Genomic DNA, 25,023 nt, shown 5'->3' on the forward strand with positions numbered 1-25,023 from the left:
ATCAGCGGTCTGCCGGTGATCGACGCCGACGACAACGTGATCGGGGTGATCTCCGACTCCGAGACCGACCTCCCGGCCCGCGAAAGCGAGGCGGCACCAACGGCGGCGCAGGGGCGGCCCTTCCGGTACATCCGCCTGGGCCCGCCGGCCCGTGGGCAGCACGCCAAGATCCGGGCCCGTACCGCAGGCCGGCTCATGTCGAAGCCGCCCGTCTGTACTCACGCCGAGGACACCATCGCCGAGGTCGCCCGCACCATGGCACACCACAAAGCGAACGCTTCGCGCGGGGCGAGATCGACGACGAAGAGTACCGCAGCCGGCTCACGGTCCTCCGGGACACGAAGCCTCCGAGAAAGGCCAGGTGACTTGTGATGGCAGAGCTCATGCTCGTCGCGTACGCCACGAAGAACGGCTCCACCCGGGACATCGCCCAGTCCATCGCCGACACCCTCCGCAAGGAAGGGCTCGTGGTCGACGTCCGTAGGGCCGCCGACGTGCGGGACATCCGTCCGTACAGTTCGGTGGTCGTCGGCGGCGGCCTCTACGCGAACCGCTTGCACCGGGACGCGCGCCGCTTCCTGCGTCGCCACCGACGTCCGCTGGGCGACCGCTCGCTCTGGCTGTTCAGCAGCGGCCCGCTCGACCCCTCGGCCGGCGAACGGTACATCCCGCCGGTGCCCGGGGTGCGCCGTATCGCAGACCGTCTGGATGCCAAGGGGCATGCGACGTTCGGCGGCCGGCTGGACGACACCGCCACCGGCCGGACGGCCCGGAGGATCGTGAAGTCCGGCAAGGGCGGGGACTTCCGCGACTTCGGGCAGATCACCACCTGGGCGTCAGGGATCGCTGACTCAATGGCAGCAGAAGAGGTGCGGCGCCGTGAAGCACGTCAATAGCCGGACGGGAGCGCGATGGTGGCGCTGGCGCCGCAATCCCCTGTGCCGCAGATCGGACAGGGTCGAAGCGTGGACCGGACTCGTGCTGGGCACCGCGCTGTTCGTCGGTGCGCCCATGGCCGGTTCACTGACCGGTCTGGCCGTGTACGACCACGCCCAGGCGACGGCGGCCCAACAACGCTCGTCCTGTCATCTCGTGCGCGCCACCGTGTTGGAGGACGTCCCCACCTCACCAACCTCCGCCGACGAGATCGCGGCCCGCCCGGCCCATCGCGCGGCCGTCCGCTGGACCACCTCGGACGGACGGAGCGTCACGGGCGAGGTGAAGATGCCCGACGGTACAGAAAGAGGCAGCGCCGCCGAGATCTGGGTGGATGCCCACGACCATGCCACCACCGCCCCGCGCAGCAGGAGTGACAGCTGGGCGCAGGCCATGGGAGTTGGGGGTGTGTCGACGACTGCGGCGGGACTGGTGGTCGGTGGAGTCTGGCTGGCCGTCCGGTCGGCGCTCGGCCGGCGCCGCATGGCCGATTGGGAACACGACTGGGCCGTGACCGGGCCCCAATGGGATCTGCGCAAGCGCTGAGAGCCGGTCCCCGGCCCGCGACAGAGCCGGTCGGCCCCTGCCCCGGCGGGTGGTGAACATGCCCCTCGAAGAGCAACTCCCCCGCATCGGCTGACCCGCATCCGCCGAGCGGGGCGACCAATGGGGACGTTCGGCCCCTGTCGCACCGGCCCCCACTACGGGCACGCTCAACCCGTGGCCATCGACAGTCAGGGGACATCGACGTGAGCGACGCACGGGCCTTCTCTCCGCAGCACCCGATCCGGGTCTTCCTCCTTGACGACCACGAGGTGGTGCGGCGCGGAGTGCACGACCTGCTCGACGCCGAGCCGGACATCGAGGTCGTCGGCGAGGCCGGCACGAGCGAGCAGGCGCTGGTGCGCGGCCCCGCGCTGCGCCCGGACGTCGCCATCCTCGACATCCGACTGCCCGACGGCGACGGCATCACCGTCTGCCGCGAACTGCGCTCCCGGGTGCCGGAACTGGCCTGTCTGATGCTGACGTCGTTCGACGACGACGACGCGCTGCTGGACGCGATCATGGCGGGGGCGGCCGGGTACGTCCTCAAACTGATCAAGGGCTCGGACCTCGTCGAGGCCGTACGGACCGTGGCCTCCGGCCAGTCCATGCTGGACCCGGCCACCACCGCCCGCCTGATGAGCAGTCTGCGCGAGCCGGACAAGGAGGCTACGACCGAAGATCCGCGGCTTGCCGAGCTGTCGGAGCGCGAGCGCGAAATCCTAGCCCGGATCGGTGAGGGAATGACCAACCGGCAGATCGGCCAGCGGCTCTACCTCTCGGAGAAGACCGTGAAGAACCACATTTCCCGGCTCCTGGCCAAGCTCGGAGTCGAGCGCCGCATCCAGGCGGCGGTACTCGCCACACAGTTCAACCAGGCTGCTGACGAGCGGCATTGACGCGCGCGTCATGTCGGTCCGGTCAACGGAACCTTCCACTCCAGTCGGGTGCCCCCCTCGGGGCCGGCACCCGTCGTGAACTTCCCCCCCAGCCGCTCCGCGCGCTCGGCGAGATTGCGCAGCCCACTGCGCCGCCCGCCCTCGGCTATGCCCACGCCGTCGTCCACGACGTCGACCGTCAGCTCCTCCCTGCGCACCACCAGACAGACGTCGGCCCGCGAAGCCCGGGCGTGACGGGCCGTGTTGGCCAGCGCCTCTCCGATCACGGCAACCACCTCGTCCGCCAGCCCTTGTGGAACGTCGGTGTCCAGCAGTCCCTCCATCCGCAGGGCCGGGGTGAACCCGAGCGAGGCCACCGCCCCCTCCAGCACCCGCACGGCCCGCACCCGCAGACCGGCGCCGGGGCCCTTCGTCTCATGGGCCCGCAGCCCGAAGATGGTCGAGCGAATGATCTTGATGGTCTCGTCCAGATCGTCGACCGCCCGACTCAGCCGTTCGCCCGCTTCCGGGTGGTCGACGAACCGCTGGGCGCTCTGCAGGGTCATGCCGGTCGCGAACAGGCGCTGAATGGCGAGGTCGTGCAGGTCACGGGCAATCCGGTCCCGGTCCTCCAGGAGGCTGACCTGTTCGGCGTCGCGGCGGCGGTCGGCCAACTCAAGGGCGATCGCGGCCTGTCCGGCGAACGCGGGGAGCGGAGCCGTCTCGGCCCGGGTGAAAGGCGGCCGGCCCGACTCGCGCGCCAGGAGCAGCACCCCCCGCTCCCCCATCGGCACCGCGACCGCGGGCCCCATCCCCTTCCAGCGTTCGGGCTGGTACGTCATCCGCGGATCAGTGCTGACGTCCACGGTGGCGACGAGCCCCCGCTCGGCCAGCGCGGCACCCGCCATGGTCCCGTCACGCGGCACCCGCAGCCCTCGGTGGGATTCCGCCCGCCGCCCAAGCGCCAGCACGCCGCGGAGTTCCTCCGCCCCGTCCTCCACCAGTTCGACGACACCCAGCTCGGCCGAAGTGATCTCCTTCGCCTGCTCGACCATCGCCTCCAAGACCCTGGCTTCCGGCATTCCGGACAACAGTCCGGCGGTGAACTCCGCACTGGCAGCGAGCCATTGCTCCCGCAGCCGGGCCTCCGCGTACAGCCGGGCGTTCTCGATCGCCACTCCCGCCGCCACGGCAAGCGTGGCGAGCACCGACTCGTCCTCGCCGTCGAACTCCGCGCCTCCGCGCTTCTCCGTCAGGTAGAGGTTGCCGAACACCTCCTCCCGTACCCGGATCGGAACGCCGAGGAAGGAGTGCATGGGCGGATGGTGCGCCGGAAAGCCCGACGACGCCGGATGCTCGGACAGTTCCGCCAACCGGAGCGCGTCGGGGTGCCGGATCAGCTCCCCCAACAGGCCGTGGCCAGAGGGAAGTTCACCGATCCGTGCCCGCAACTCGTCGTCGATGCCAACCGGAAGGAACTCCGACAGCATCTCGCCCTGCCCGATCACACCCAGCGCCCCGTACTCGGCGTCGACCAGCACCACGGCCGCCTCGACGATGCCCCGCAGCACCTGCGGCAGGTCGAGTTCACGACCCACCGACAGCACGGCCTCCAACAGGCTGTGCAGCCGGTCGCGGGTACCGCGCACGGCGTCGATCCGCACCTGGAGCTCGTCGAGCAGTTCGTCCAGCCGCAGTCTGCCCAGCCGGCCCCCGGAGCCGTCCTGCTCCTGCGTGGTCATGGAACCGCCCCCACCTGGTTCGAGCAGAACAAGCACAGTGCTCCCCACACCGTAACGGTGAGGCGTCCCGGGAAGACCTCCCTCGACAAGGACGGCCGGGAAACGTCCTGCCCGGTCGGCCTCCCGCCAAGGGGTGTACCGCGCAAGTCACATGGCGGAACCTGAGGTGGGGGATGCGACGGGAGGCCGCGGGTGACCGGCAAGGAGCGAGGACGGACGAAGCCGGAGGCTGTCGGGCGAGATCGTCCGGCTCAACCGCGGTTGGTACAACCGGGCCGGGGTCGAGCACGTCATGGGGTTCTGCACGGGCCAGGAGCACCAGCGCTTCCTGCGCAAGTGCCCGGACTTCGAGCGGATGCTGGTCGAGGACGGAATCCTGTCGCGCAAGTACTGGTTCTCGGTGAGCGACTCGGTACAGGAAGTGCGGTTCCGGCGACGCCTGGAGGATCCCACCCGACGCCGGAAGCCCTCCACCATCGCGACAGGGAGTCGATCAGCAGGTGGTAGGTCTATTCGCGGGCGAAGGACGACATGTTCGTCCACACCGACATGGCCGAGGCCCCCTGGTTCGTCGTCCAGAGCGACGACAAGCGGTCGGCCCGCCTCAACATGATCACCGCCCACCTGGTGTCCACGGTTCCCTACCGCACGGTCCGGGCCCGCCGCTCGAACGACCCCAACGCCCCCCAGCGCAGGGTACTTGCGGCCCCCTGGGGAACTGCAGAGCTACGTACCCGATCACGCGGCGTCGATCGGGCGGTGAGGCGCACGGCGGTTCAGCCGTGCTGCGGGACGACGGCCACCGGGCAGGCGGCGTGCTGGAGCACCGCGTGGCCGGTCCGGCTCAGCTGGAGCCCGAGACCCTTGTTCCGACGAGCTCCGATCACCAGGAGGTCGGCCGCGGCCGACCTCTCCAGCAGCACCCTGTGGGTGTGGCCCTCGACCGTGACGGGGCGGATCCGCACCTCGGGGTGCCGGGTCCGCGTCCCGCGCAGCGCTTCGTCGAGCTCTGCGGCGGCCTTGGCCTCATAGGGGTCACCGGATGCTGCGTGCGAGGCCGAGTCGGCGCCGCGGCCCCGCGCGGGACCGCGCCACGCGCGTACCGCGTCGAGGGCGCTGCCCCGGGTGATGGCCTCCTGGAAGGCGAAGTCGACGGCCGACGAGTTCCGGTCGGGGTGGCCCACACCCAGCAGAACCCGTTCGTGCCGTCCCTCGGCGGCCGCCGAGTCGCCGCGCACGACGACCACCGGGCACCGGGCCCAGGAGGCGACTGCCAGGCCGACCGAGCCCAGCAGCATTCCCTTGATGCTGCCCCGCCCGCGCGAGCCGACGACGACCGCGGCGGCGAGATCGCTCTCCCGCAGGAGCGCATCGGCCGGCTCCTGCGGGAGCACGACGGAAGACGTGCGGACACCGGGGCGCCGGGCCTGCGCCCGCTCATCCGCCGCCCCCAGGATGGCGTCGGCCACAGCCCGGTCCGAGTCGTACGGCGCGCTGTAGACGTATGCCGCACCCTCGTAGTGCTCCCACAGCGACGCGTACACGATGCGGAGCGGCAGACCGCGCAGCGCGGCTTCGTCGGCCGCCCAGTCCACCGCCCCCAGACCCTGCTCCGAACCGTCCACTCCGACGACCAGCGGCTGCTCCATGGCGCCTTCTCCTTCCAGACAGCGCGCCGTAATGCGCCGGGGTGGGGCGCACAGGGCGCCGCACCCCCTTCAGCTGCGATAGCACTGGTGGTCTTCTGACCACCGATGTAGTGCTGCTCCTCGATGGCGGTCTCCCGCTCACCGGGCCGGCACCGGTTGGTGCCACCTCCATGGGACTCCCAGCGGCGCCGCTACGCCGTGGGCCGTATGGGCCAAAGAAGGTGCCGTCCGGGGTCCGTCGCGACCGCCGGTTACCCCTCATGGCCCCCGCCCGGGCCACCTGGCACCTCGTCGGGGGGCAGTCGGCGCACCACGCTGGAAGTGGAGGAGGTGGTCATGATGCTCCAGCCGATCCTCGTGGGCCTGGACGGATCGCCCGAAAGCGGCGCCGCCGCCGACTGGGGGCCGGGGAGGGCGCCGCGCCCTGCCTCTGCGCCTGGTGCACGCCTAGGAGGGCGCGCCCGACCAGGGCGAGGGAGTATCGCTGCCCGGGCGGAGGGTGCCGAACTGCTGGCACGGGTTCAGCGAGCCGGGCGGTCTGCTCGCAGGTTCGGTCGCCATGGCCGTGACGACCCGGGGCGAACGGCCGGTGGTCCTCGTCCGCGCCGGTTGCTCTCCGGGCGACGAGCGGTTGCCCGAAGCCGAAGCGAGGCAGGCCGCACAACGCGATGTCGCCGTCGGCGTCGATGTGGGCCATGAGACCGGTTCGCTGCCGGGGTTCGCCAGCGAGGCGGCCCGCTGCCGGAACGCGGGGCTCCGCGTGCTGTCCGCGCGGCGCTTGCCCGACCTGCACACGACGAACGCACAGACCCGAAGGGACGCCGAGTGGGCACGCGCGGCGACCCTGGATCCCTGGCGGGAGAAGTACCCCACGGTGCCGGTCCGGGCCCGGGCCGTCGAGGGCAGGCCCACGCACCACATCCTGGAAGGGGCCCGTGAGGCCGGCCTGCTGGTCATCGGGCGCTAGACGCACCGCCCGGCAACCGGTGCGCGCCTGGGGCGCGTGGCTCACGCGGCCATCCACCACGTGCGGTGCCCGGTCGTGGTGGTCGCGCCCAACTGAACAACCCACCGAGGAGGGGAGGTTCATGAACGTCCTGGTCGGCTGCACGACCGTGAACGGCTCCACCTGTGAGATCGCCGAGCACATCGGCGCACGGCTCGCCGAGGCCGGGGTCACCGTCGACGTGCGGCCTGTGACGCGAGTGGATCGTGCTGACGGGCACGACGGGTTCGTGCTCGGCAGCGCCGTCCACCACCAGGCATGGCTGCCGGCCGCGAAGGACTTCATCCGCGACAACAGCACGCTGCTCCGCTTCCGTCCCGTCTGGCTGTTCAGCGTGGGGATGCCCGGCGCGCTCCGCGGTCCGTGGAAGGGGCCGCACGCAAGGAAGAACCGCTGATCGCCCAGGGACTTCCGGGCCAACTCCCCTACCGGAGCCACCGATTGATGTCCGGCGTCATCACTCGGGATCAGCTCCCCTTCACGGGCCGCGTGCTGTTCCGACTGATGGGGTGCCGGTACGGGGACTTCCGCGAGTGGGCCGCCATCGATGCCTGGACCGACCGGGTCGTCGGGGACCTCCGCCGCGGCTGACGAGCACCCCGCCCGGTGCCCTGGGGCGGGCCAGAGGCTGCCGCCATCGCCGCGCGCCCTGTCGGACAGTGGGCCGTACGGCCCCGACCAAGGCCGCATCGGCCCCTGTTCGCGGGCGCCGGCAGGTACGACCGTGGCAGTCGTCCCTCCTCCAAGCCAAGGAGCGCGCCATGACCGTACGAGTGGGCATCAACGGATTCGGCCGGGTCGGACGCAACTACCTGCGCGCCCTGCTTGAGCGGGGCCGCGACGCCACCGGAGTCGAGGTGGTGGCCATCAACGACATCACCGCTTCCGGCACGCTGGCCCACCTCCTCACGTATGACTCCACCTACGGCAGGCTCCCGTACCCCGTCGCGCACGACAGCACCTCGCTCACCGTCGACGGCCGCCGCATCGCCGTCACCGCGGAGCGCGACCCCGGGGCCCTGGACTGGGGCGCGCACCAGGCCGACGTGGTCATCGAGTCCTCGGGCCGCTTCCGCGACCGACGGCACGCCTCGCTCCACCTCAAGGCGGGCGCGCGCAAGGTGCTGCTCTCGGCGCCCGGCAAGGAGGCAGACCTGACGGTGGTGATGGGCATCAACGAAAACACCTACGACCCGGTCCGCCACCACGTGATCTCCGCCGCCTCCTGCACCACCAACTGTGTCGTGCCCATGGCGGTCGTTCTGCACGAGCGGTTCGGCATCGCCAAAGGTACGATGACGACCATCCACGGCTACACCAACGACCAAGCGCTCCTGGACGGTCCGCACAAGGATCTGCGCCGGGCCCGCTCGGCCGCGCTCAGCATCATCCCGACCAGCACGGGAGCCGCCCGTGCGGTCGGCACGGTCGTGCCGGAGCTCGACGGCGTGCTGGACGGCCTCGCCGTCCGCGTACCGGTCGAGGACGGCTCGCTCACAGACCTCACGGTGGTGCTGCGCCACGAGGCGACCGCCGACGAGGTCAACGCCGCGTTCTCCGAAGCCGCGCAGGGAAGGCTCCATGGCATCCTGCGGGTGGCCGACGCACCGATCGTCTCCCGGGACGTCATAGGGGATCCGGCCTCCTGTCTCTTCGACCCGGGGCTCACCCAGGCGCACGGCGACCTGGTGAAGGTGTTCGGCTGGTACGACAACGAGTGGGGCTACAGCAACCGCCTGCTCGACCTCACGGGCTTCGTTGCGGAGCGACTGTGATCTCCAGGACGCTGCACGGCATCAGTGCCGTGGTCCTCGACACCGACGGAGTGATCACCGACTCCGCCCGCGTGCACGCCGAAGCGTGGAAGGCGGCGTTCGACGCCCATCTCCTGCGCCATCGGCCCGAGGACCCGGCCCAGCGGCGGCCGTTCGACGTCCGCGACGACTACCTTCAGTACATCGACGGCAAGTCACGTATCGACGGCGCGGTCGCGTTCCTGGCCTCCCGCGGCCTGCGGACCGACACGGGGATGGCCGAAGAGGTCGCCGCGGACAAGGAGCGCCGGTACGTCCAACGGCTGCGCGCGGGCGGCATCGATGCCTACCCGGGCACGATCCGGCTGCTGCGGGCTCTGCGCCGCGAAGGGGTCCTCCTCGCCGCCGCGTCCGCCTCACGCCATGCGCGGGAGCTCCTCACACACGCCGGGGTTCTCGACCTCTTCGAGGTTCTGGTCGACGGCACCGAGGTGGCCCGGCTGGCGTTGCCGGGCAAACCCGATCCCGCACTGTTCCTGGAGGCGGCCCGGCGGCTCGGCGCTCCCGTGTCACGGACCGCCGTCGTGGAGGACGCCCTGGCCGGCGTCGAAGCGGGCCGCAGCGGCGGGTTCGGGCTGGTCGTCGGGGTGGACCGGACGCAAGGAGCCGGGACCGGGGAGGCACTGCTCAAGCACGGCGCCGACCTGGTCGTACGGGACCTCGGTGAGCTGCTCACGGAAGAGGACGCGGCATGAAGGACCGGGCCTGGCGCTACGAAGGCTACGACCCCGGTCAGGAGCGCTTGCGGGAATCGCTGTGCACTCTCGGCAACGGCTACTTCGCCACACGTGGTGCGCTCCCGGAGTGCACCGCCGACTCGGTGCACTATCCCGGAACCTACGCGGCGGGCTGCTACAACCGCCTGACCTCCACGGTGGCCGGCCGGGAGGTCGAGAACGAGGATCTGGTCAACCTCCCCAACTGGCTGCCCCTGCGCTTCCGGCTTCCGGGCGGGGTGTGGTTCACGCCGGACGCGGAGGCGCTCCTGTCGCACCGCCAGTCTCTCGACCTGCGGGCAGGGACGCTTGAGCGCGAGTCCCGATACCTGGTCGCGGAGGGCCGGACACTGCACGTGCGGCAGCTCCGTCTGGCGCACATGGCCGATCCTCATCTCGCCGCACTGCGAACGGAGTTCACCGCCGAGGGCTGGTCCGGTGAGCTGGAGGTGGAGTCCGCCCTCGACGCCTCGGTCAGCAACTCCGGTGTCGAGCGCTACCGGGAACTCAACGCCTCGCACCTGACGCAGGTCGAGACCGGTACCGCGCACCCCGAAACGGTCTGGCTGCGCTGCCGTACCAGCACGTCCGGGATCCGCATCGGAATGGCTCAACGCACCACCGCGCCAGGGGCATCCGTGCGGGTGCTCGCCGAGGCACGCAGGGCCGTCCAGCGCATCCGCCTGCGCCTGACGCCCGGTCACCCGGCCACGGTCGACAAGACCGTCTCCCTGCACACCTCGCGCGACCCCGCGATCGGCGATCCGCTCGACGCGGCCGTCGACCGGGTGACCCGCGCCCGGAAATTCGCCGTGCTGCTGAGTTCGCACCGGCTGGCCTGGCAACACCTTTGGCAGAAGGCCGAGTTGAGTGTTCCGGGGGAAGCGGGACACATTCTGCGGCTGCATCTCTTCCATGTCCTGCAGACCTTGTCCCCGCACACCGCCGAGCTGGACGTCGGCGTGCCCGCCCGAGGCCTGCACGGCGAGGCGTACCGGGGCCACGTCTTCTGGGACGAGCTGTTCGTGCTGCCGTATCTCAACCTGCACTTCCCCGAGGTGTCCCGCGCACTCCTCACGTATCGCCACCGCCGCCTGGGAGCGGCACGCGACGCCGCGCGGGCGGTCGGCAGGCCCGGTGCGATGTATCCCTGGCAGAGCGGCAGCGACGGCCGCGAGGAGACCCAGGAGATGCACCTCAACCCCCGCTCCGGACGCTGGCTGCCCGACCACTCGCGGTTGCAGCACCACGTCGGCTCGGCCGTCGCGTACAACATCTGGCGCTACTGGGAAGCCAGTGGCGACGCGGAGTTCCTGCACACCAAGGGCGCCGAGACGCTCGTCGAGATCGCCCGCTTCTGGGCCGGAACCGCCACGTACGACGAGGGTCTCGGCCGCTATCGCATCCGGGGTGTGGTCGGCCCCGACGAGTACCACGACGGCTATCCCGACGCGAAGGATCCGGGTCTCGACGACAACGCCTACACGAACGTCACCGCCGCCTGGGTCCTGGCGCGTGCCGTGGAGCTCCTGGGCATCCTGCCCGAACCGTGCAGGCGCGAGCTCACCGAACGCATCGGCCTCGACCGGGATGCCCCGTCCCAGTGGGAGGAGATCGCGCGGAAGCTGTACGTCCCCTTCCATTCCGGCGTGATCAGCCAGTTCGAGGGCTACGCGGACCTCGACCCGCTGGACTGGGGCCGCTACCGCACCCGGTACGGGGACATCCGCAGGCTGGACCGGATCCTTGAGGCCGAGGGCGACACGGTCAACCGCTACCAGGCATCCAAGCAGGCAGACGTGCTGATGCTCGGCTACCTCTTCGCGCCCGCCGAGCTGCGCGGCCTCTTCACACGGCTGGGTCACCGGCTGGACGACGAGACCTGGAGCCGCACGGTCGACTACTACCTTCACCGCACCAGCCACGGTTCCACCCTCAGCGGTCTCGTCCACGGATGGGTGCTGTCCCGGGCCAAGCGGTCCGACGCGTGGGCGTACGTGCACGAAGCACTCAAGGGCGACGTGGCCGATGTGCAGGGCGGCACCACGGGCGAGGGCATCCATCTGGGAGCCATGGCGGGCACCCTCGACCTGGTCCAGCGCGGGCTGACCGGTCTGGAGACCCGCGGCGGCTCACTGAGGCTGGACCCGGTGCCCCTGCCCGAGCTGTCCCAGTACGGCTTCACGATCCGCTACCAGGGCCACTGGGGCGTACGGCTTCAGATGGGGCCGGGACAGCTGCGCGTGCGCGTTCCCGCGTCCGACCGGGCTCCGATCGACATCGAGCTGCCGGACCGGACCGTTTCCGTGGCTCCGGGAGAGAACCGCGAGCTGGCCCTCCCGGAGCGCACACCGCCGCGGTCCGGCTGACCACGTTCTCCGCCGCTCGGCCGACAGGGCCGTACGGACCCATCGACTACCCCTGTGGCCCCTCCCTCACGAGATCTCGGGCGACAACCCTGATGAGGGAAGCCGGAGCCGCGCGTACACGCCGGCCGGCCGCTGCCGGGACCATGCCCGATGCCATGCGAACGCCGAGAGGACGGCCATGAACCATTGCGTCTACGAGTTCGCCGAGGGCAACCGGGAGATGGCCGACCTGCTCGGCGGCAAAGGCGCGAACCTCGCCGAACTGACCCGCCTGGGCCTCCCCGTCCCGCCCGGGTCCACAGTCTCGCGGCCTCCGATGTCGGCCGGGCACTCAAGTCCGGCCAATGGACGGGGCCGCTTTCCGAAACCGTGCTGCGCGCGCTGTCCCACGCCGACGTGGTCCGCCGCCTGGAAGTACGCGCCAACGCCGACACCCCGGAGTACGCGGCCCGGGCCCGCCGCTTCGGCGCGCAGGGCATCGGGTTGTGCCCCACGGAGCACATGATCCTCGGCGAACGCAAAGCACTGGTCGAGGCGATGATCCTGGCCGATGAGATGGGCAATCGGCACACGAGGAGGCGCTGGCGGCCCTGCTGCCACCGCAGCGATCGGACTTCACCGCGATCCTGGCCGTGATGGACGGACTGCCGGTGACCATCCACCTGCTGGATCCGCCTCTCCACGAATTCCTCCCCGGCCGCACGGAACTCGCCGTCCGCGTTCCCGCTCGTCGGCGCCGTCGAGGAACGCCTCGTACGGGCCGAGGCCGGGCGGGTGCTGGCCCAGGTGGCCAACGAGACGAGGCAGGCGGTCCGGGTGCCCGATCGGCACGATGATCGAGCTGCCGCGTGCGGCTTTGACCGCGGGCCGCATCGCACAGTTCGCCGACTTCTTCTCCTTCGGGGGGGCCTCCGTGGGACCACCCGCGCACGACAGAAGTCCCGCTGCGTCTCCCGATAGCCGACCATGTCGAACCTCGGTGGCCGCCTTGATTCCGAATACTCAAGGGTGCAGAAGGTCGGCGCGCCTGCTCAGGACCAGTGGTTCCGGGCCTCGCAGTCGGCATAGGCATAGGAGTCGCGCGGGAAGCGGTCGCACGGGCCGGCAGGGGCTGCGGCTACAGCGTCGCGGTGATGAGGGTGACCGCGGCGAGAAGGCGATACAGGGAAGTCCCGTCAATGGAGGTCCTGTTGGGCGGCCGCAGACCAGACACCTGACCGGTCGACTCGACGACGTTGCCACCGAGGTGTCCGGGGCAGCGGGCGACTGACCTGCCGCCGCGATGGAAGGCGGGGGCCCTACAGAGCGCACAGCCGGTTCAGGTCGTTGACGTCTCCCCGGAGAGCCTGAGTGCCCGGGCCGTTCCAAGGGTGCCGGTTGAGGAAGTCCTGCGCGGCGTTGCGCACTCTCTGCCAGTCGGTCGCACTGGTCGAGGCGCCTGCCCTCTGCAGATCGGCCCGGGTGTTGCGGACGGCCTCACCGCAGCTGGTAGCCCTGAGCCCGGCGGAGGCGGGGGCTGCCGCGGCTACGGTGCCGACGGTCGTGCCGAACGCCACAGCACTCATGAGGACGGCGAGGGCCACTCTTCGGATCTGCATACGCTGCACCTCTCTCGCACGCCCCACCAGGCACGGGCCGACCACCTCCATTCGTTGCACGAAGAGCCCGCATCCATACCTGCCTTCCACGGGAACCGATCATCCTCACCCGTTCGAGGCCCAGAGGAGCGATACGAACCCGCTTCGGCGCGCCGGAGTCGGCACACCCGATGTGCTGACGGGTGCGGGACCGGCCGAGGTGTCGCGTCGATGGTTAGAGCAAGTCGATGGTGAGAGCAAGGGGCTGGGGCCCGCTCGGCGCGACCGAGCAGGTCACTGACGGCTGCCCTCTCCTTCACGGCTCACCGACGGCGCGTCGTGGAGAGGGCGGGGCTGATGAACCTCCAAGCGCCGCCGCTTCGTGGTGGCTGCGTCCGCGTTCCAGGCATGGCAGTTCGAGCACTTCGATGTCCTCGCTGTCCTCCCCCAGACCGCCGCCGTTGCCGGTGCGGTCGGCCGGGCGTACGGGGCTGCGTAGAAGTTGACGTAGGCCGGGTAGCGGAACTGGCGAGTGAGCAGTACGCGTCCGCGCTCAGCGTCGTACCGCAGGACGACCGCGGCGTTGCCGCGGTCGTCCGTCTCGCGCCACTGGGAAAGCGATGTCGCTCAGATGCCGTCTGCTCGTGTGCCGAGCGGCTGATCCAGCGGTCTCGCGGAGTCAGCTTTCGGGCGCGGGGATGGTGGAGGTGTCGAAGGCGCCGTTGATGATCGACGCGGCGAAGTCGGCCAGCCGCAGGTGATGGCTGCGGGCATAGCTGCGGAAGGCGAAGAAGGCCTGGTCGGGGGAGGTACCCCAGCGTTCCGCGAGAATGCCCTTGACCTGTTCCACCAGGATGCGGCTGTTGAGCGCGGTCTGGAGCTGGGTCCTCTCGATGTGGGACCGCTCCAGGGTGCGCTGCTGGAGGATCGTGATCGTGGCGACGCCCGCCAGGGCCTTGGCCAGCGCGATGTCGCTGTCGCCGAGCCGGTGGGAGGTCTTCTGGAAGAGGTTGAGCGCCCCGATATTGCGGTCGCGCAGCCGCAGCGGGATCGCGTGCGTGGCCACGTACCCGGTATCGCGCGCCCGAGTGGCGAACCCGGGCCAACTCGCCTTCGCGCTGGGGCTGGTGAGGTCGATGTTGGTCCTGGCATTGCCGCTGCGGTAGCACTCCACGCACGGGCCCTGGTCGTGCTGGAGCGCGAACAGCTCCAGGAGCCGGGCGTGCTCGTCGGAGGCGGCCACGACATGGAGTTGCCCGAGCGGGTCGGCGAGCAGGATTCCCGCGGCCGACACGTCGAGGAGCTCGACGCACCGGGTCGACAGGCGCTGGAGCAGGTCCAGCACATCGAAGTCGTCCGTCAAGGAGTCGGCGACCTCCATGAAGATCTCCGCCAGACGTTGTTCGCGGATCATGCCGATCATCCCTTTCGACCGCCGCGCGACTGCGGCCCGTCCATATCGTCGTTGAACCGCAGCCGTCTGGCCACAACGTCCCCGGCTACGTCGTCGAGCGGCAGATCGCGGCTGTAGGCGAACGCCCGCAGCCGTAGCAGGGCCTCCGCGAGGGAGACCTCCAGCTGGACGCTGACCATGCCGGTCGCCTGGTGCACCACCGCCCGGTGCAGCTCCCCCGGCGGCTCCATGACCGTGTCGGGAAGCCCTCGCCCACTCTCATCACCCTCCAAGAGCATCCCGGTCAGCGCGGCGCCCAGGGCCAGGGCGTCGGTGTAGCGCTGCTCCGGCATGGTGGAACTCGGCCTGGAGGTCACGAGGCTCAGCACGCCCAGCCGGATCGCGCCGAGCCCCAGAGGAAAGCAGCAGGCTCCGCCCACGCCGATCTTCCGTGCCTCGGCCGGCAGGCCGGGCCAGCGGTCGTGGCGCACCCGGTTCAGATCGGGTGCCAGCACGACGGCACCGGTAAGGGCTGCATCAGGGCCCGGTCCCACACCGAGAGTGAACTGCAACTCCTCGAAGTGTGCGGCCATGCCCGGTGAACGCCAGAGCGGCTCCACCGCCTGGGTCTCCCCGGCCAGCAGCGACACCGCGACACCATCGACTTCCAGGGCTCGCACGCAGGCGACTGCGACTGCGCCGCTGTCGCCGTGACGCAGCGACCGGAGCACATGGGCCATGCCGTCGCTGATCAATGGGGTCCACCCTGCCGGAGTCGTGGGCCACTTGCCCGCCAGCTCACTTGTCACCCTATCCACGCTGTTGGTGTCCCGTCGACGGCGTCCGCTCGGCCGTGCCCCTTCCCCTGCCGAGCGGCGATGGTGGCGGCGAAGGACAGGAGACGGAACCGCCGGAGCCGGCTGCCGCAGCGTCCCGCGCTGGAGCCTGTTCAGCACCGTTGCGTACGAGGTTGCCCTACGGAGTTCGATCTCGCGTGGACTTGCGATTGTGCTGGCGTCCAAAAAACTTCCGTGTCTTCCTACCGGACTACGCTGATGGCATGTGAGCGAGTTCGTGGCCTGACCGCGCTCCAGGCAGGCACAGGAGAGTTCCACGATGGACGCACGGGAGAACACGACGGTCTGGAGTCGCGTTCTACAGACAGCCAGCACTGCGGGGGGCCCGGTGTCCCTGCCTGCCGGATGCACCGCGTGTCGGGAGGACATCGGCGCCGACGGGCTCGGCGTCTCCCTCATCGCCCGCGGCGAGATCAGAACCGTGGCTTACGCCACAGACCCCCGCAGCTACCAGCTGGAAGACGCTCAGCTCGTCGCCGGACAAGGCCCCTGCACCGAGGCCTACCTGCGCCGCCGCCTGGTGGAGACGGACCTGCACCCTGCCGCCGAACAATGGCCCCTCTTCGTCAGGACCGCCGAGGGACTGGGCATTCGCAGCGTGACAGCGGTGCCCCTGCTGGTCGGCAACGACATTCCCATCGGCGCCATGGACATCTACCGCACCACTCCCAGCCCCCTCACCACAGCGGAGCGTGCCCGTCTGGAGGCGTACTCCCGCGTCCTGGCACTGCTCGCCCTGGACGCCCACCCCGCCCTCATCGGCTGGGACCAGGCGGCCCCCGAGACCGCCCCCATCGGATACCCGCCCCTGGTCCACCAAGCAGCCGGAGCCGCCGCCGAAGCCAGCCAGGTCAGCGTCGAAGAAGCACTCGCCCGTATGCGCGCGCACGCCTTCAGCAATCAGCGGCTCCTCCTCGACATCGCCCGCGACATCCTCGACGGACGCCTGCGACTCGAAGAAGACCGTGACACACCTTGACCGAAGAGCGCGTGGCCCATAGCCGGATCGACGGTCAAAGCCGCTCCGGCCTCCTTCGGCGGGCGCTAGGCGACGGCCCGCGACGGCACGTACATCGCCGACGTAGACGTCGCGGCGCTGCAATCCCTGTTGAGTGCGACTGAGCCTCGGCCGACACACGGGCCACACGGCCTACGTCAGGACAGAGACCGGTGACGGCTTTACCTGGGGAGGGCCGTGCCCACAGCGATGTCCCGGTAGTAATCAACCGTCGTCGACCGGCCGAAACGGTCCGTACTCGCATCATTTCCCGGATCTACGCCGGTTGATCCGGGGTGCCGAGCCGTTCGGCCCACAGCTGGTTCGACCAAATGCGCCGCGTGCGGCCGACGTTTCCCCCGGGCCGTACTTCCAGCGCGGCGAGAGGCCCGTTCTCCCTCCCCGGAAGGAGCGGGAGAACGGGCCGTGCGGCTCACCTGGCGATCTTGTCAGCAGGGCAGAGTGGTGTGGCCGGCAGCGCCGGTGACTCCAGTCGTTCCGTCCGTGCCGAACGTGGCGGCGGTGCCGTTGCCGCCGGGCTTGCCGGGACACAGCGGGCTGGCCGCGCCGCCTGCGCCACCGGTACCACCCTTATGGCCACCGCCGGTCGTGGAGGCACCGCCGCTGCCGCCGCTGCCACCGGTGATGCCGGTGCCGGCGTCACCGACTCCGCCCACACCGCCCTTGCCTCCGGTGCCGCCGAGAGAGGCCGCGCCGCCGGTGCCACCGCTCCCGCCATTGCCGTTGGCGCCGCCAGCACCTCCCGCACCCCCGGCCCCGCCGGTGCTCGCGCTTCCGTCGCCGTTGCCGCCGGAACCTCCAACACCCCCGTTGCCATTCGCGCCGGCCGCGCCACCGGTGCCACCCAGGCCTCCGATCCCGCCGTTGCTCCCCACGCCGTTGGCACCGTTACCACCGGGAAGACCCAGCGCGTCGACACTGACGACGTGGGCCCGGGCGCTGCCCGCACCGGCCTGAGCCGTTGCGGAAGCGAGGGAAGGGGTGGCGGCGAGGCCGACCACAGCGATTGCGGCGACCAGCAGGGTTTGGGGAATGACGGTGGTGCGCGTGAAGCGCATGAGGTACGCCTTTCGATGGTGCAGTCGGAGAAAATCTCCAACTGACAAGAACCCACCCTAGGTTGGAATTGTCCACCCCATGCGGCAGTTGGTGATTAAATGTCCTTAAATAGCTGCATTATCCATATTCTGGCTTGTAAGTGCGGCCGCCACCCGGTCTTCGCGAAGCGCGTCACGCCTACCCGGCATCACTCGAACTCCAGCCATTGGTATGCGAGTTGAGTGCCCGATCGCCACATGCGGGAGTTCCTCGTCCAGGAGCCGGCCTACCAGGGCTCCGCCGAGGACGACGACGCCCGCACCGGCCAGCCACGACTGGATGACCAGGACGGTGCCGACGGGGCCGTAGGTGACGGCGCTGGAGGCGATCAGCGGTGAGAAGTCGAGTCGCGAGAAGACCCGGAGCCCGTACAGTCCCACCGCGGCGGGCAACATGGCTCGCCAGGCGATCCGGCCGCTGCGCAGTACCCGCTGGGACCACCAGGAGAACAGCACGGTAGTCAGCGCCGCTCCCCGACGTGGAGCGTGCGTACAGCACGGCCGAGCTCGTGCCGCATTCCGTCGGGAAGCGCCGTGCCCTCAGCGCCGACCACCGAAGCCGCGGGCGTCACTCACAAGTTGACATGGCAGTGCTGCCCGACGTCGACCAACTGGAGACGCGCTCGCTGGATGACGTCCGCCACACCACAGTGGTCCAGAGCGCCACGGCTGCCCACCTTGCTGAACGTACATGGCTCCCGCACTCCGACAGGACGACGGACACCCCCATCAGAGGGTGCTACTGGAGACACGGTCGCCGGCATCTACATCTGGAGCAGCTGTTCGGTGATCTCCCGGTACTCCTGCAGGGCGACGCGCAGGTCCTCCGTTTCGGCCTGGGTGTCCGGGCTCTGCCAGTTCGCGCGGAGGGCGCGTTGGCGTTCCCCGAGTGCGCCGTTCAGACGGCTGACGATCTCGTCGAAGGTGCCGTCGGCCTCCTCCACGGCGTGGCGGGGGCTGTCGATGAAGTTGTTGACGGCCTGCTGGAGTCGGACGGACAGCTTGTCCCGTTCACCGGCCGGGAGCAGCTGCTGCTCGAAGCCCGCGGTGCGGGGCAGGCCGTCGGAGCCGGTGAAAGGTGCGCGCGGGTCCGTGGCGGGGCCGGGTTCCGGAGCTTGCGGAGTGTGCCGCCTGGGAGGCTCCGGGCGGGGGGCCGCGGGCTGCCGTGCGCGTTCGGCGTCGTACATCATCAGGTGGTGCTTCCCTTCGTATGGTGCCCACCGGGGGCCTGTCGTTCCGGGTCGCGGCCGTCGTGGTGGTGCGAGCGGTGCCGGCCCGAGGGGGCGGGTTGCTCAGTGGTCAGTGCGGTGACGAGGCCGCGGGCCTGGGTCATGGCCTCGCGCATCTCTTCGGTGCTGCCGTGGCCTTGGGCCGTGGTGTGCAGGTCGCGGTAGCCGCGGACGTGATCGCTGTGGTGGACGGAGAGCGCGGCCATCTGATTCTCGAATTCGTCGCCCGGCGGGAAGCCCCGGTCCTCGGCCAGCCGTGACAGCAGCATGTCGGCCTCGGCGACGGCCTTGTCCGGCGATTCGACGAACTGTGCCTGGATACGGTCCCATTGGGCGCAGTACCCCTCGCGCGCCTCGGGTGACAGTGTCCGTTCCTCCAGGGAGCCGTGCCGCTGCACTCGCTCGCCGAGCTCCGCTTCGGCCGCCTTGGTGTCGCCGTTGTGCCGCTCGACGACATGGCCGTACTCGGGGCCGAAGCGCTTCTTCAGCCCCCGTCCACCGCGTTGCCCGATACCGATGACGAGGACGGCCGCCACGATCACGACGACCACTGCCACCATCACGAGCACGAACATCAACATGACATGCCTCTCTACTGCCTGGACGGGGGCGGTCCGGACGGACGGACCGGAGGCAGGACGCCGGGTGCCGGCCGGTCGGGCATCCGGCACCCGGTCCTGGTTCCGGCGGGGAGGCCGGGGCCGGCTCACATCATCTGGGGCGGGCGCGGGCGGCCGTAGTAGCTGCCCACTTCCTGGTGGTAGTCCGGGTTGCCGAGGTGCTTCTCCTTGTTGAACTCCGGGGCGCCCTTGATCTGGTCCTTGGTGCGGTCGACGTAGATCTTCTTCTCCTCGGGGTCGACGCGTACCACGACCCCGGCCGGCAGGAGGACCTCCTTGCCGAAGATCCACGCTCCGGTGTCGACCACGATGTACGCGGCGCCGACCTCCTCCGAGTGCTTGTCGACCTTGCCGATGCTGCCGTCACTCGCCTCGACCTTGTATCCGGTCAGGTCCATGCCCGTCCGGTGGGCGGCCACCGGCCGGTAGCCCCACACGTTCTCGTCCACGGAAGTACTCCTTCTCATCGAGAGTGAGCGGGAAGGGAGAGGTGCCTGGTTCCCCTCGGCCGCACGGAAGTTCGCTGTGCGCACCTGTTCAGCGCCGGGAGGCGTCCTTGGTCTTCTCGCCGGCTTGCTTGAGGTCACCACCGGCCTGTTCACGACGGCCTCCGCGCTTGAGATGCCTGTTGCCGACGGCACGGCCAGTGCCTTCCTTCACCCGGCCTCGGAAGGACTGGGCACTGTTCCTGAGTCTGTCGGCGAGGCCCATGACGATTCCTCTTCCCGTTCGATGAGACACCGGGAGGAGCCTCCCGGCGCGGCCGGTCCGCCCCCAAAGAGGGCGGCCGGGCGGTGGTTATAGGCGGCTTCCGGCGGATCGTCGCGATCCCATACGGCCGTGCATGAAAGGGCCGATGCCCCACAGAGCCAGCAGCACTGCGGCCAGGCACCACAAGAGGTGCAGGGTGAAGCCGAACCCGAACAGCGCCAGGACCAGCACGATCGGAACGATCCAGAGAGACATGGCCGAACCTCCGGTCCGCAGGAGTGCACTCTGCGTTCCGCGGGGTCCCGGCGAAGCGAGTGGCGGGAGGTCGCGTCCCGGAAATCCCGGAGCGTCATGGCCCAGCGCCCACCTGTCAGTCAATGGCCGTGCGCACTCCTTGTCAATGCCTACCTATGGCTTGGCCATGCTGGAGAACTGGCGGCAGGGAAGCGCTATCGAGCGGCTGGGGGCAGAGCCCGGGCGGCGATGGCGGCTGGAATGAGCCGGTGTCCCGCCTGTCTGGCAGCATGCAGCGAACCAGCACGATTACGTGCCGATCGACGGAAGTGGGCGGACGAGAATGAGCAGTCCTGACACGGCGAGGCGGCATCATCCCGTCGTCGTCGCACACCGGGCCGGCCGGGCCGGCAACGTCCAGTTGCGTATCGCCGACGCGATCACCAAGTTCGCCGGTTCCATGACGTTCGTCTACCTGCACGCGGTCGGCTTCGCGCTCTGGATGTTGTTCGTGGAGACCAACCCGTGGCCCACACTGACGCTCGTCGTGTCCCTCGAAGCGATCTTCCTGTCGACATTCGTCATGATCGGCCAGAACCGGCAAGCAGAGTTCCAACAGGCCAAGGCCGACCACGACTTCGTCGAACAGGAGCTGGAACTCAAGACCAACACCGAGCTGACCCGAGCAATCCACACGATGACCGCAGAACTGCACCGCCGTCTTCTGACCACCCCCGAGGAGCAATAGCACCGTCGCCGCACCGCTTCCAGTCCTTGCGGGCGCTGTCCGACGCCTCCCCGGCTCGGGCACGACCCAGCTTGCTCCACGTGTCACGCCGCCACCTGGCCCGCCGGACCTCATGCGTTCATCCGGGGCAAGCCGCACATGCCGTCGCCCGCCTGCGGAAGATATGGATGTCCACTGCACCACTTCACCGCCCTCAGCGCGACGGACCGTGCCCGGCTGGGGGCGCACTCCCGCGTCCTGGCGCTGCTCGCTGTGGACGCCCATCCCGCCCGCATCGCCTAGGACCAGGCGTCCCCTGAGACCGCCCCTCCGGATACCCGCCCCTGGTCCACGAGGCGACCGGGGCCGCGGCAGATGCTGGACGGGGCAGCGTCGAGGAAGCACTCGCCCGCATGCGGGCCCACACCTTCAGTAACCAGCGGATCCTTCTCGACGTCTCTCGCGACACCATCGCCGGACGCTCGCGACTGGAAGAAGACCGCGACTCACTCCGCCCGGGAGCTCGGGGGAGCTGGGCTTCTTCTAGGGCACAAGACTTCTAGGGCACAAGAAGGGGCGCCTGACGCGGTCTTGTGCCCGTCAGACGCCTTCCGCTCAACCGCCTTGGAGCCTTGAGCGGTTCACGCCCCGCTCCCCCATGTCCTCCCGCTGCCCGCCCTTGCCTGACCAGCACGTCCGGACCAGTCACGGACCAAAGCCCCGACTCGCCCCGCGCGCACCGCCGGCAGGGCTCTCCAGCCGGGCAGTGATGCGAGCACCTCCAGGTCACCCAGGGTTGCGGTCGGCGCTGAAGCCGCACGGCATGAGCAGAGAGGTGGGCGTGCCTCGACGGTGTGGCGTGTCCACGGCTCGGCGCTCCTGCGGTCCGGCTGTGTGGGACGGCCCCTGGACAGACGCACGCCACCCCTAGGGCCGGCCGCCCGCCTCCTCGGACGACTGCGTCCCCGTGAGGCGCAGGAGGTAGGTGTCCATGATCCAGCCGTGCCGTTCGCGTGCTTGGGCCTTCAACTGCCTGATGTCATCGCCGACTTCACGTACGGGACCCGCGACGAGCAGTTCGTCCGGGGTGCCGAGGTAGGCGCCCCAGTAGATCCACACGTCGTCGCCCTCGACCTGAGTGAACGACTCGTGCGCGTCCAGCATGACGACGATGTCCCCGTCGTCGTTCTGCGCCACTTCGGACAGCCGCCGAGCTGGAGTGATGTGCACCGGACGGCCGACCTGGTTCAGCGGGATGCGGTGCCGGGCGGCCAGCGTCGAGACGCTCGTGATGCCCGGGAACACCTCCACCTGCGGACGGATCGAGGAGCGGGCCTCGATGTCGGCGAGGATCCCCAGCGTGCTGTCGTACAGGGACGGATCCCCCCAGACCAGGAACGCCCCGGTCTCCCCCTCCGTCATCTCCGCGCGCATCAGCCGCTCGAACAGCTCCCCACGCCGTTCGCGCCAGTCATGGACCGCGGCGGAGTACTCGCCCCGGTCCATCGAGCGGCGCTCGCGGCTGGGATCCTCCACCTCCACCACTCGGTAGGGGCCCTGGGCATGTTCCTCGATCATCCGGTGGCGCAAGTCCGTCAACGAGGCCTTGTCCGGCCCCTTGCCCACGATGAAGAACACATCGGCCCGGCCGATCGCCTTGACCGCGCCAAGGGTCAAATGGTCCGGGTCCCCCGCTCCGATGCCGATGACCAGAATCCGGCGCTGCTCCGTGCTCATGAAGCCCAGTTTCTCAGGTGTGCGGGCGCGTCAGGCGCTCGCATGTGGGTGTGACGTCGTCATCCGCCGGCCAGGGGCAAGGGGTCAGGCCAGCAGGCCGAGGTTCCGGCGAATCTCGGTCGGCACCTGCGAATAGCTCTTGGTCATGAAGTGCAGTCCGGGTCCATCATCGTCGACCCGGCCGACGGCACATCTCGGTGGCGTGGCCGGTCCCGAGCGCTCGGACCGCCTGGGGATCGTCCTCAGGCGATGTCAGCTGCCGTAGCGCAGCGAGATCGTGTCGCCCAGGTTGATCACCGTGTCGCGGTTGGCGGCGACCGCCGACGCGCCGTCGACGCCGGCCTTCCAGGTGGAACTGCCGCTGTTGGCCGTCCCGTTGACCGCCGTGATCGTTCCGTTTCCGCTGCCGGGTGTGACCGAGGTGACGCACCCCGCGGGGGTGGCCGCCGTGGTCGCCGCGTCCAGGACCGCGCCGAGCGTGGTGGTCGACGCGGTCGGAGTGAGCGCGACCGAGCAGACCTTCAGCGAGCTGCCGGTGTCCACGGTCAGGGCGAGCTTGGCGGTCGTTCCCGGGGTGAAGCCGGAGGTGGCCACCCACTGCGGGGCGCCCGCCGTGGTGGGGGCCGGAGGGGCGGCCATGAAGCCGCCGCCGGCGACCGCGCGCAGCCCGTCGATGGACGCGTACGCGGACGGCGCGGTGTCGCTGGGCACGTACTTGAAGCCGCCGCCGGGCTTGAACTGCTGGGCGATCAGGAAGTCGACCGGGGTTTTGCCCGCCTTGGTGAGGAAGTCGCCGGTCTGGGGGTTGATGCCGCAGGCGTTGAGGCCGGAGACGGCCCAGCCGTTGGAGTCGGTGTTGGCGCCGAACATGGCGTCGAAGGCGCCGGAGGTGTTGACGAGCTTCGACTTCAGGAAGCCCTTGGCCTTGGTGATGGCGGGGTCGGTGGCCGGGACGCCGGAGACGCACAGGGAGGCCATGGCGGCGCCGGTCATGTCGATGTCACTGCCCGCGGCGAGTGCGGACGGGTCGCCCTCGGCCTTGCTGAAGTTCCAGCCGCCGTCGTTGTGCTGGTTGGCCCGCACGGTGGCGACGGACTTGTCCAGGAGCGGCTGCGGGATGCGCTGGACGCCCGTCTGCGTCTTCGCGCCGCCGAGCGAGATCAGCGCGAACACCGTGCCGTTGAAGTTGGACGGGGCGCCCCAGTAGCCGGGGGCGGAGTTCTGCCAGTAGGCGTAGGTGTCGGCGAGCAGATTGCGGCCGGCCGCGACGCGGGCCGGGTCGATGCCGGCCGAGTAGGCGTTGATGATGCCGCGCTCGTAGTCGGTCACCACCGGCGAAGTGCTCGGCCACGCGGTCGTGGCGAGGAGGTTGCGGTAGACGGTACGGGCGTTCTTGGTGGGGTCGCCGCCCGGGGTGACGTCGACGGACGCGGTGCCGGTCGCGGCGAAGGCGGAGAACGCCCACTCGTTGGAGAGTCCGGCGCCGGCGTAGGAGCCGTCCGCCGCCTGGAGCGATCTGAGGTAACTCACGCCGTTGGTCTTCGCCGTGGCTATCTGGGCGGGCGAGGAGGTGGCGAAGGCGGGAACGGCCGCCAGGGCAAGAGCGCTCAGCGAAGAGGCCGCTGTCAGGAGGGCGCGGCGAGAGGCGCGGTTCGAGGTCATGTCGGGTGCTCCCAGGGGAAGGGGACGCCGACCGGTGCCGCCCGGACGCCGGCCTTCCGGTGAGGAGGCCCCTCGGTGAACGGCAGCAGGTCGTCGTCCAAACGCGTGGTTCGACTTCCTTGACGTAACTGCCGTGTGGGTCTTCGGGCTCGCCCCGGCCCCCCGGCCGGTCCATACCGTTGCGCGTCAGCTCTGGATTCGCACCAGATTCCCCCATGCGGCAGCACCGGACGCTACCCGAACTGGCCGCACCTGCCCACTTCTTGACGGTCCGGGTTCAGTCGTGCTCTAATCCGCCCGATTCTATTGTCAGTTCCCAGGGGAAGCCGGTCGGAATCCGGCGCTGACCCGCAACCGTGGATTCGGCTGGTGCCTCATGTACCCGCCGGATGAGCCGGATTACCTGGGCTGATCCAAGCTACAGACGCCGTCGCGGACTACGGTGTGGCGCGGAAGGCCCCCGTTCCAGCGGCGATGGGGTCCCTCCTCCCATACAGAGCTCCGTTGC

At 69.9% G+C, this 25,023-nt stretch carries 24 protein-coding genes, 4 pseudogenes and 2 riboswitches; of the genes and pseudogenes, 13 read left to right on the top strand and 15 right to left on the bottom strand.

All coding sequences use genetic code 11. The annotated features are described in order from the left end of the window. Positions 1-15 precede the first annotated feature (15 nt). The 4 genes from ACFYNP_RS16455 to ACFYNP_RS16470 all read left to right on the top strand — a co-directional run bounded on the left by ACFYNP_RS16455 (position 16) and on the right by ACFYNP_RS16470 (position 2,378). Positions 16-372, top strand: a complete 357-nt coding sequence (locus ACFYNP_RS16455; protein ID WP_388786030.1) for a CBS domain-containing protein — start codon at positions 16-18, stop codon at positions 370-372. Further along, positions 372-896 (top strand): flavodoxin domain-containing protein, encoded by a 525-nt coding sequence (locus ACFYNP_RS16460; RefSeq protein WP_388409568.1) that lies wholly within the window; start codon positions 372-374, stop codon positions 894-896. Before ACFYNP_RS16455 ends, ACFYNP_RS16460 begins: the two co-directional genes overlap by 1 nt. Next, complete coding sequence (locus ACFYNP_RS16465) at positions 880-1,482, top strand: hypothetical protein (protein ID WP_388409570.1); 603 nt, start codon at positions 880-882, stop codon at positions 1,480-1,482. Before ACFYNP_RS16460 ends, ACFYNP_RS16465 begins: the two co-directional genes overlap by 17 nt. 203 nt (positions 1,483-1,685) lie before the next feature. Beyond that, on the top strand, positions 1,686-2,378 hold the full coding sequence (locus ACFYNP_RS16470) for a response regulator (RefSeq protein WP_388786032.1): 693 nt from the start codon (positions 1,686-1,688) through the stop codon (positions 2,376-2,378). 8 nt (positions 2,379-2,386) lie between these two features. Here ACFYNP_RS16470 and ACFYNP_RS16475 read toward each other — a convergent pair whose 3' ends face one another. Continuing rightward, positions 2,387-4,099: a GAF domain-containing protein gene (locus ACFYNP_RS16475; protein ID WP_388786034.1), complete on the bottom strand. Its 1,713-nt coding sequence runs from the start codon at positions 4,097-4,099 to the stop codon at positions 2,387-2,389. Between the two features lie 232 nt (positions 4,100-4,331). Between ACFYNP_RS16475 and ACFYNP_RS16480 the strand changes: the two are divergent. Beyond that, positions 4,332-4,862 (top strand): annotated as a pseudogene (locus tag ACFYNP_RS16480) (polyphosphate kinase 2); the annotation flags it as partial. Positions 4,863-4,875: 13 nt separating this feature from the next. Here ACFYNP_RS16480 and ACFYNP_RS16485 read toward each other — a convergent pair. Then, positions 4,876-5,748 carry a universal stress protein gene (locus ACFYNP_RS16485; RefSeq protein WP_388786036.1) on the bottom strand — a complete coding sequence of 291 codons (873 nt, stop codon included), beginning with the start codon at positions 5,746-5,748 and terminating at the stop codon, positions 4,876-4,878. Positions 5,749-6,307: 559 nt separating this feature from the next. On the opposite strand from ACFYNP_RS16485, the gene ACFYNP_RS16490 reads away from it, so the two are divergent. From ACFYNP_RS16490 to ACFYNP_RS16515, 6 genes and pseudogenes are all read left to right on the top strand, one after another. Then, complete coding sequence (locus ACFYNP_RS16490) at positions 6,308-6,715, top strand: hypothetical protein (RefSeq protein WP_388786038.1); 408 nt, start codon at positions 6,308-6,310, stop codon at positions 6,713-6,715. Between the two features lie 121 nt (positions 6,716-6,836). Then, complete coding sequence (locus tag ACFYNP_RS16495; protein WP_388786040.1) at positions 6,837-7,151, top strand: flavodoxin domain-containing protein; 315 nt, start codon at positions 6,837-6,839, stop codon at positions 7,149-7,151. 364 nt (positions 7,152-7,515) lie between these two features. Beyond that, positions 7,516-8,529, top strand: coding sequence for a type I glyceraldehyde-3-phosphate dehydrogenase (gap, locus tag ACFYNP_RS16500; protein ID WP_388786042.1), 1,014 nt, complete (start codon positions 7,516-7,518; stop codon positions 8,527-8,529). Beyond that, complete coding sequence (locus tag ACFYNP_RS16505) at positions 8,526-9,263, top strand: HAD family hydrolase (RefSeq protein ID WP_388786044.1); 738 nt, start codon at positions 8,526-8,528, stop codon at positions 9,261-9,263. Before gap ends, ACFYNP_RS16505 begins: the two co-directional genes overlap by 4 nt. After that, positions 9,260-11,653 carry a glycoside hydrolase family 65 protein gene (locus tag ACFYNP_RS16510; RefSeq protein WP_388786046.1) on the top strand — a complete coding sequence of 798 codons (2,394 nt, stop codon included), beginning with the start codon at positions 9,260-9,262 and terminating at the stop codon, positions 11,651-11,653. The genes ACFYNP_RS16505 and ACFYNP_RS16510 overlap by 4 nt, the downstream gene beginning before the upstream one ends. A gap of 339 nt (positions 11,654-11,992) precedes the next feature. Next, a pseudogene (locus tag ACFYNP_RS16515) lies at positions 11,993-12,557 on the top strand (putative PEP-binding protein); the annotation flags it as partial. Positions 12,558-12,951: 394 nt separating this feature from the next. Here ACFYNP_RS16515 and ACFYNP_RS16520 read toward each other — a convergent pair. The 4 genes and pseudogenes from ACFYNP_RS16520 to ACFYNP_RS16535 all read right to left on the bottom strand — a co-directional run bounded on the left by ACFYNP_RS16520 (position 12,952) and on the right by ACFYNP_RS16535 (position 15,378). Continuing rightward, positions 12,952-13,251, bottom strand: a complete 300-nt coding sequence (locus ACFYNP_RS16520; RefSeq protein ID WP_388786048.1) for a hypothetical protein — start codon at positions 13,249-13,251, stop codon at positions 12,952-12,954. A 379-nt stretch (positions 13,252-13,630) separates the two neighbouring features. Continuing rightward, positions 13,631-13,845: pseudogene (locus ACFYNP_RS16525) on the bottom strand (GDP-mannose pyrophosphatase); the annotation flags it as partial. A gap of 64 nt (positions 13,846-13,909) precedes the next feature. Further along, on the bottom strand, positions 13,910-14,653 hold the full coding sequence (locus tag ACFYNP_RS16530) for an ANTAR domain-containing protein (RefSeq protein WP_388786050.1): 744 nt from the start codon (positions 14,651-14,653) through the stop codon (positions 13,910-13,912). Continuing rightward, a complete protein-coding gene (locus ACFYNP_RS16535; protein WP_388409597.1) occupies positions 14,650-15,378 on the bottom strand; it encodes an ANTAR domain-containing protein in 729 nt (242 codons plus the stop codon). The genes ACFYNP_RS16530 and ACFYNP_RS16535 overlap by 4 nt, the downstream gene beginning before the upstream one ends. Positions 15,379-15,808: 430 nt before the next feature. Here ACFYNP_RS16535 and ACFYNP_RS16540 point away from each other — a divergent pair, with 430 nt between their 5' ends. Beyond that, entirely contained in the window at positions 15,809-16,459 is a 651-nt protein-coding gene (locus ACFYNP_RS16540) for a GAF domain-containing protein (RefSeq protein ID WP_388409600.1), read from the top strand. Between the two features lie 467 nt (positions 16,460-16,926). On the opposite strand, the gene ACFYNP_RS16545 is transcribed toward ACFYNP_RS16540, so the two are convergent. The 7 genes and pseudogenes from ACFYNP_RS16545 to ACFYNP_RS16575 form a co-directional block, all read right to left on the bottom strand. After that, positions 16,927-17,556 (bottom strand): hypothetical protein, encoded by a 630-nt coding sequence (locus ACFYNP_RS16545; protein WP_388409602.1) that lies wholly within the window; start codon positions 17,554-17,556, stop codon positions 16,927-16,929. A 243-nt stretch (positions 17,557-17,799) separates the two neighbouring features. After that, positions 17,800-18,060 (bottom strand): annotated as a pseudogene (locus ACFYNP_RS16550) (ribonuclease BN); the annotation flags it as partial. 299 nt (positions 18,061-18,359) lie between these two features. After that, a complete protein-coding gene (locus tag ACFYNP_RS16555) occupies positions 18,360-18,785 on the bottom strand; it encodes a hypothetical protein (protein WP_388786052.1) in 426 nt (141 codons plus the stop codon). Further along, a complete protein-coding gene (locus ACFYNP_RS16560; RefSeq protein ID WP_388786054.1) occupies positions 18,785-19,405 on the bottom strand; it encodes a hypothetical protein in 621 nt (206 codons plus the stop codon). The genes ACFYNP_RS16555 and ACFYNP_RS16560 overlap by 1 nt, the downstream gene beginning before the upstream one ends. Positions 19,406-19,530: 125 nt before the next feature. Then, positions 19,531-19,893: a PRC-barrel domain-containing protein gene (locus ACFYNP_RS16565; RefSeq protein WP_388786056.1), complete on the bottom strand. Its 363-nt coding sequence runs from the start codon at positions 19,891-19,893 to the stop codon at positions 19,531-19,533. 88 nt (positions 19,894-19,981) lie between these two features. Continuing rightward, positions 19,982-20,155: a CsbD family protein gene (locus tag ACFYNP_RS16570; protein WP_388409613.1), complete on the bottom strand. Its 174-nt coding sequence runs from the start codon at positions 20,153-20,155 to the stop codon at positions 19,982-19,984. Between the two features lie 87 nt (positions 20,156-20,242). Further along, on the bottom strand, positions 20,243-20,410 hold the full coding sequence (locus tag ACFYNP_RS16575; protein ID WP_388786057.1) for a hydrophobic protein: 168 nt from the start codon (positions 20,408-20,410) through the stop codon (positions 20,243-20,245). A 322-nt stretch (positions 20,411-20,732) separates the two neighbouring features. Here ACFYNP_RS16575 and ACFYNP_RS16580 point away from each other — a divergent pair, with 322 nt between their 5' ends. Further along, the gene (locus ACFYNP_RS16580) at positions 20,733-21,137 is read left to right on the top strand and encodes a DUF1003 domain-containing protein (RefSeq protein ID WP_388409618.1); all 405 of its coding nucleotides are present in this window, start codon (positions 20,733-20,735) and stop codon (positions 21,135-21,137) included. A gap of 906 nt (positions 21,138-22,043) precedes the next feature. On the opposite strand, the gene cobF is transcribed toward ACFYNP_RS16580, so the two are convergent. Both cobF and ACFYNP_RS16590 read right to left on the bottom strand, forming a co-directional pair. Then, a complete protein-coding gene (gene cobF / locus ACFYNP_RS16585; RefSeq protein ID WP_388786058.1) occupies positions 22,044-22,853 on the bottom strand; it encodes a precorrin-6A synthase (deacetylating) in 810 nt (269 codons plus the stop codon). A 252-nt stretch (positions 22,854-23,105) separates the two neighbouring features. Continuing rightward, positions 23,106-24,515 carry a hypothetical protein gene (locus ACFYNP_RS16590; protein ID WP_388786060.1) on the bottom strand — a complete coding sequence of 470 codons (1,410 nt, stop codon included), beginning with the start codon at positions 24,513-24,515 and terminating at the stop codon, positions 23,106-23,108. 116 nt (positions 24,516-24,631) lie between these two features. Beyond that, positions 24,632-24,771, bottom strand: a riboswitch (cobalamin riboswitch). A gap of 22 nt (positions 24,772-24,793) precedes the next feature. Then, a riboswitch (cobalamin riboswitch) is annotated at positions 24,794-24,941 on the top strand. Positions 24,942-25,023 lie beyond the last annotated feature (82 nt).

The organism is Streptomyces sp. NPDC006691 (assembly GCF_042869955.1).
GTDB lineage: Bacteria > Actinomycetota > Actinomycetes > Streptomycetales > Streptomycetaceae > Streptomyces.

Bases quoted from the DNA above. Each gene is read 5' to 3' on its own strand.
- ACFYNP_RS16460 (WP_388409568.1), top strand. From the start codon at position 372: ATGGCAGAGCTCATGCTCGTCGCGTACGCCACGAAGAACGGCTCCACC.
- ACFYNP_RS16475 (WP_388786034.1), bottom strand. From the start codon at position 4,099: ATGACCACGCAGGAGCAGGACGGCTCCGGGGGCCGGCTGGGCAGACTG.
- ACFYNP_RS16485 (WP_388786036.1), bottom strand. From the start codon at position 5,748: ATGGAGCAGCCGCTGGTCGTCGGAGTGGACGGTTCGGAGCAGGGTCTG.
- ACFYNP_RS16490 (WP_388786038.1), top strand. From the start codon at position 6,308: ATGGCCGTGACGACCCGGGGCGAACGGCCGGTGGTCCTCGTCCGCGCC.
- ACFYNP_RS16495 (WP_388786040.1), top strand. From the start codon at position 6,837: ATGAACGTCCTGGTCGGCTGCACGACCGTGAACGGCTCCACCTGTGAG.
- gap (WP_388786042.1), top strand. From the start codon at position 7,516: ATGACCGTACGAGTGGGCATCAACGGATTCGGCCGGGTCGGACGCAAC.
- ACFYNP_RS16510 (WP_388786046.1), top strand. From the start codon at position 9,260: ATGAAGGACCGGGCCTGGCGCTACGAAGGCTACGACCCCGGTCAGGAG.
- ACFYNP_RS16520 (WP_388786048.1), bottom strand. From the start codon at position 13,251: ATGCAGATCCGAAGAGTGGCCCTCGCCGTCCTCATGAGTGCTGTGGCG.
- ACFYNP_RS16530 (WP_388786050.1), bottom strand. From the start codon at position 14,653: ATGATCGGCATGATCCGCGAACAACGTCTGGCGGAGATCTTCATGGAG.
- ACFYNP_RS16545 (WP_388409602.1), bottom strand. From the start codon at position 17,556: ATGCGCTTCACGCGCACCACCGTCATTCCCCAAACCCTGCTGGTCGCC.
- ACFYNP_RS16555 (WP_388786052.1), bottom strand. From the start codon at position 18,785: ATGATGTACGACGCCGAACGCGCACGGCAGCCCGCGGCCCCCCGCCCG.
- ACFYNP_RS16560 (WP_388786054.1), bottom strand. From the start codon at position 19,405: ATGTTGATGTTCGTGCTCGTGATGGTGGCAGTGGTCGTCGTGATCGTG.
- ACFYNP_RS16570 (WP_388409613.1), bottom strand. From the start codon at position 20,155: ATGGGCCTCGCCGACAGACTCAGGAACAGTGCCCAGTCCTTCCGAGGC.
- ACFYNP_RS16575 (WP_388786057.1), bottom strand. From the start codon at position 20,410: ATGTCTCTCTGGATCGTTCCGATCGTGCTGGTCCTGGCGCTGTTCGGG.
- ACFYNP_RS16580 (WP_388409618.1), top strand. From the start codon at position 20,733: ATGAGCAGTCCTGACACGGCGAGGCGGCATCATCCCGTCGTCGTCGCA.
- cobF (WP_388786058.1), bottom strand. From the start codon at position 22,853: ATGAGCACGGAGCAGCGCCGGATTCTGGTCATCGGCATCGGAGCGGGG.
- ACFYNP_RS16590 (WP_388786060.1), bottom strand. From the start codon at position 24,515: ATGACCTCGAACCGCGCCTCTCGCCGCGCCCTCCTGACAGCGGCCTCT.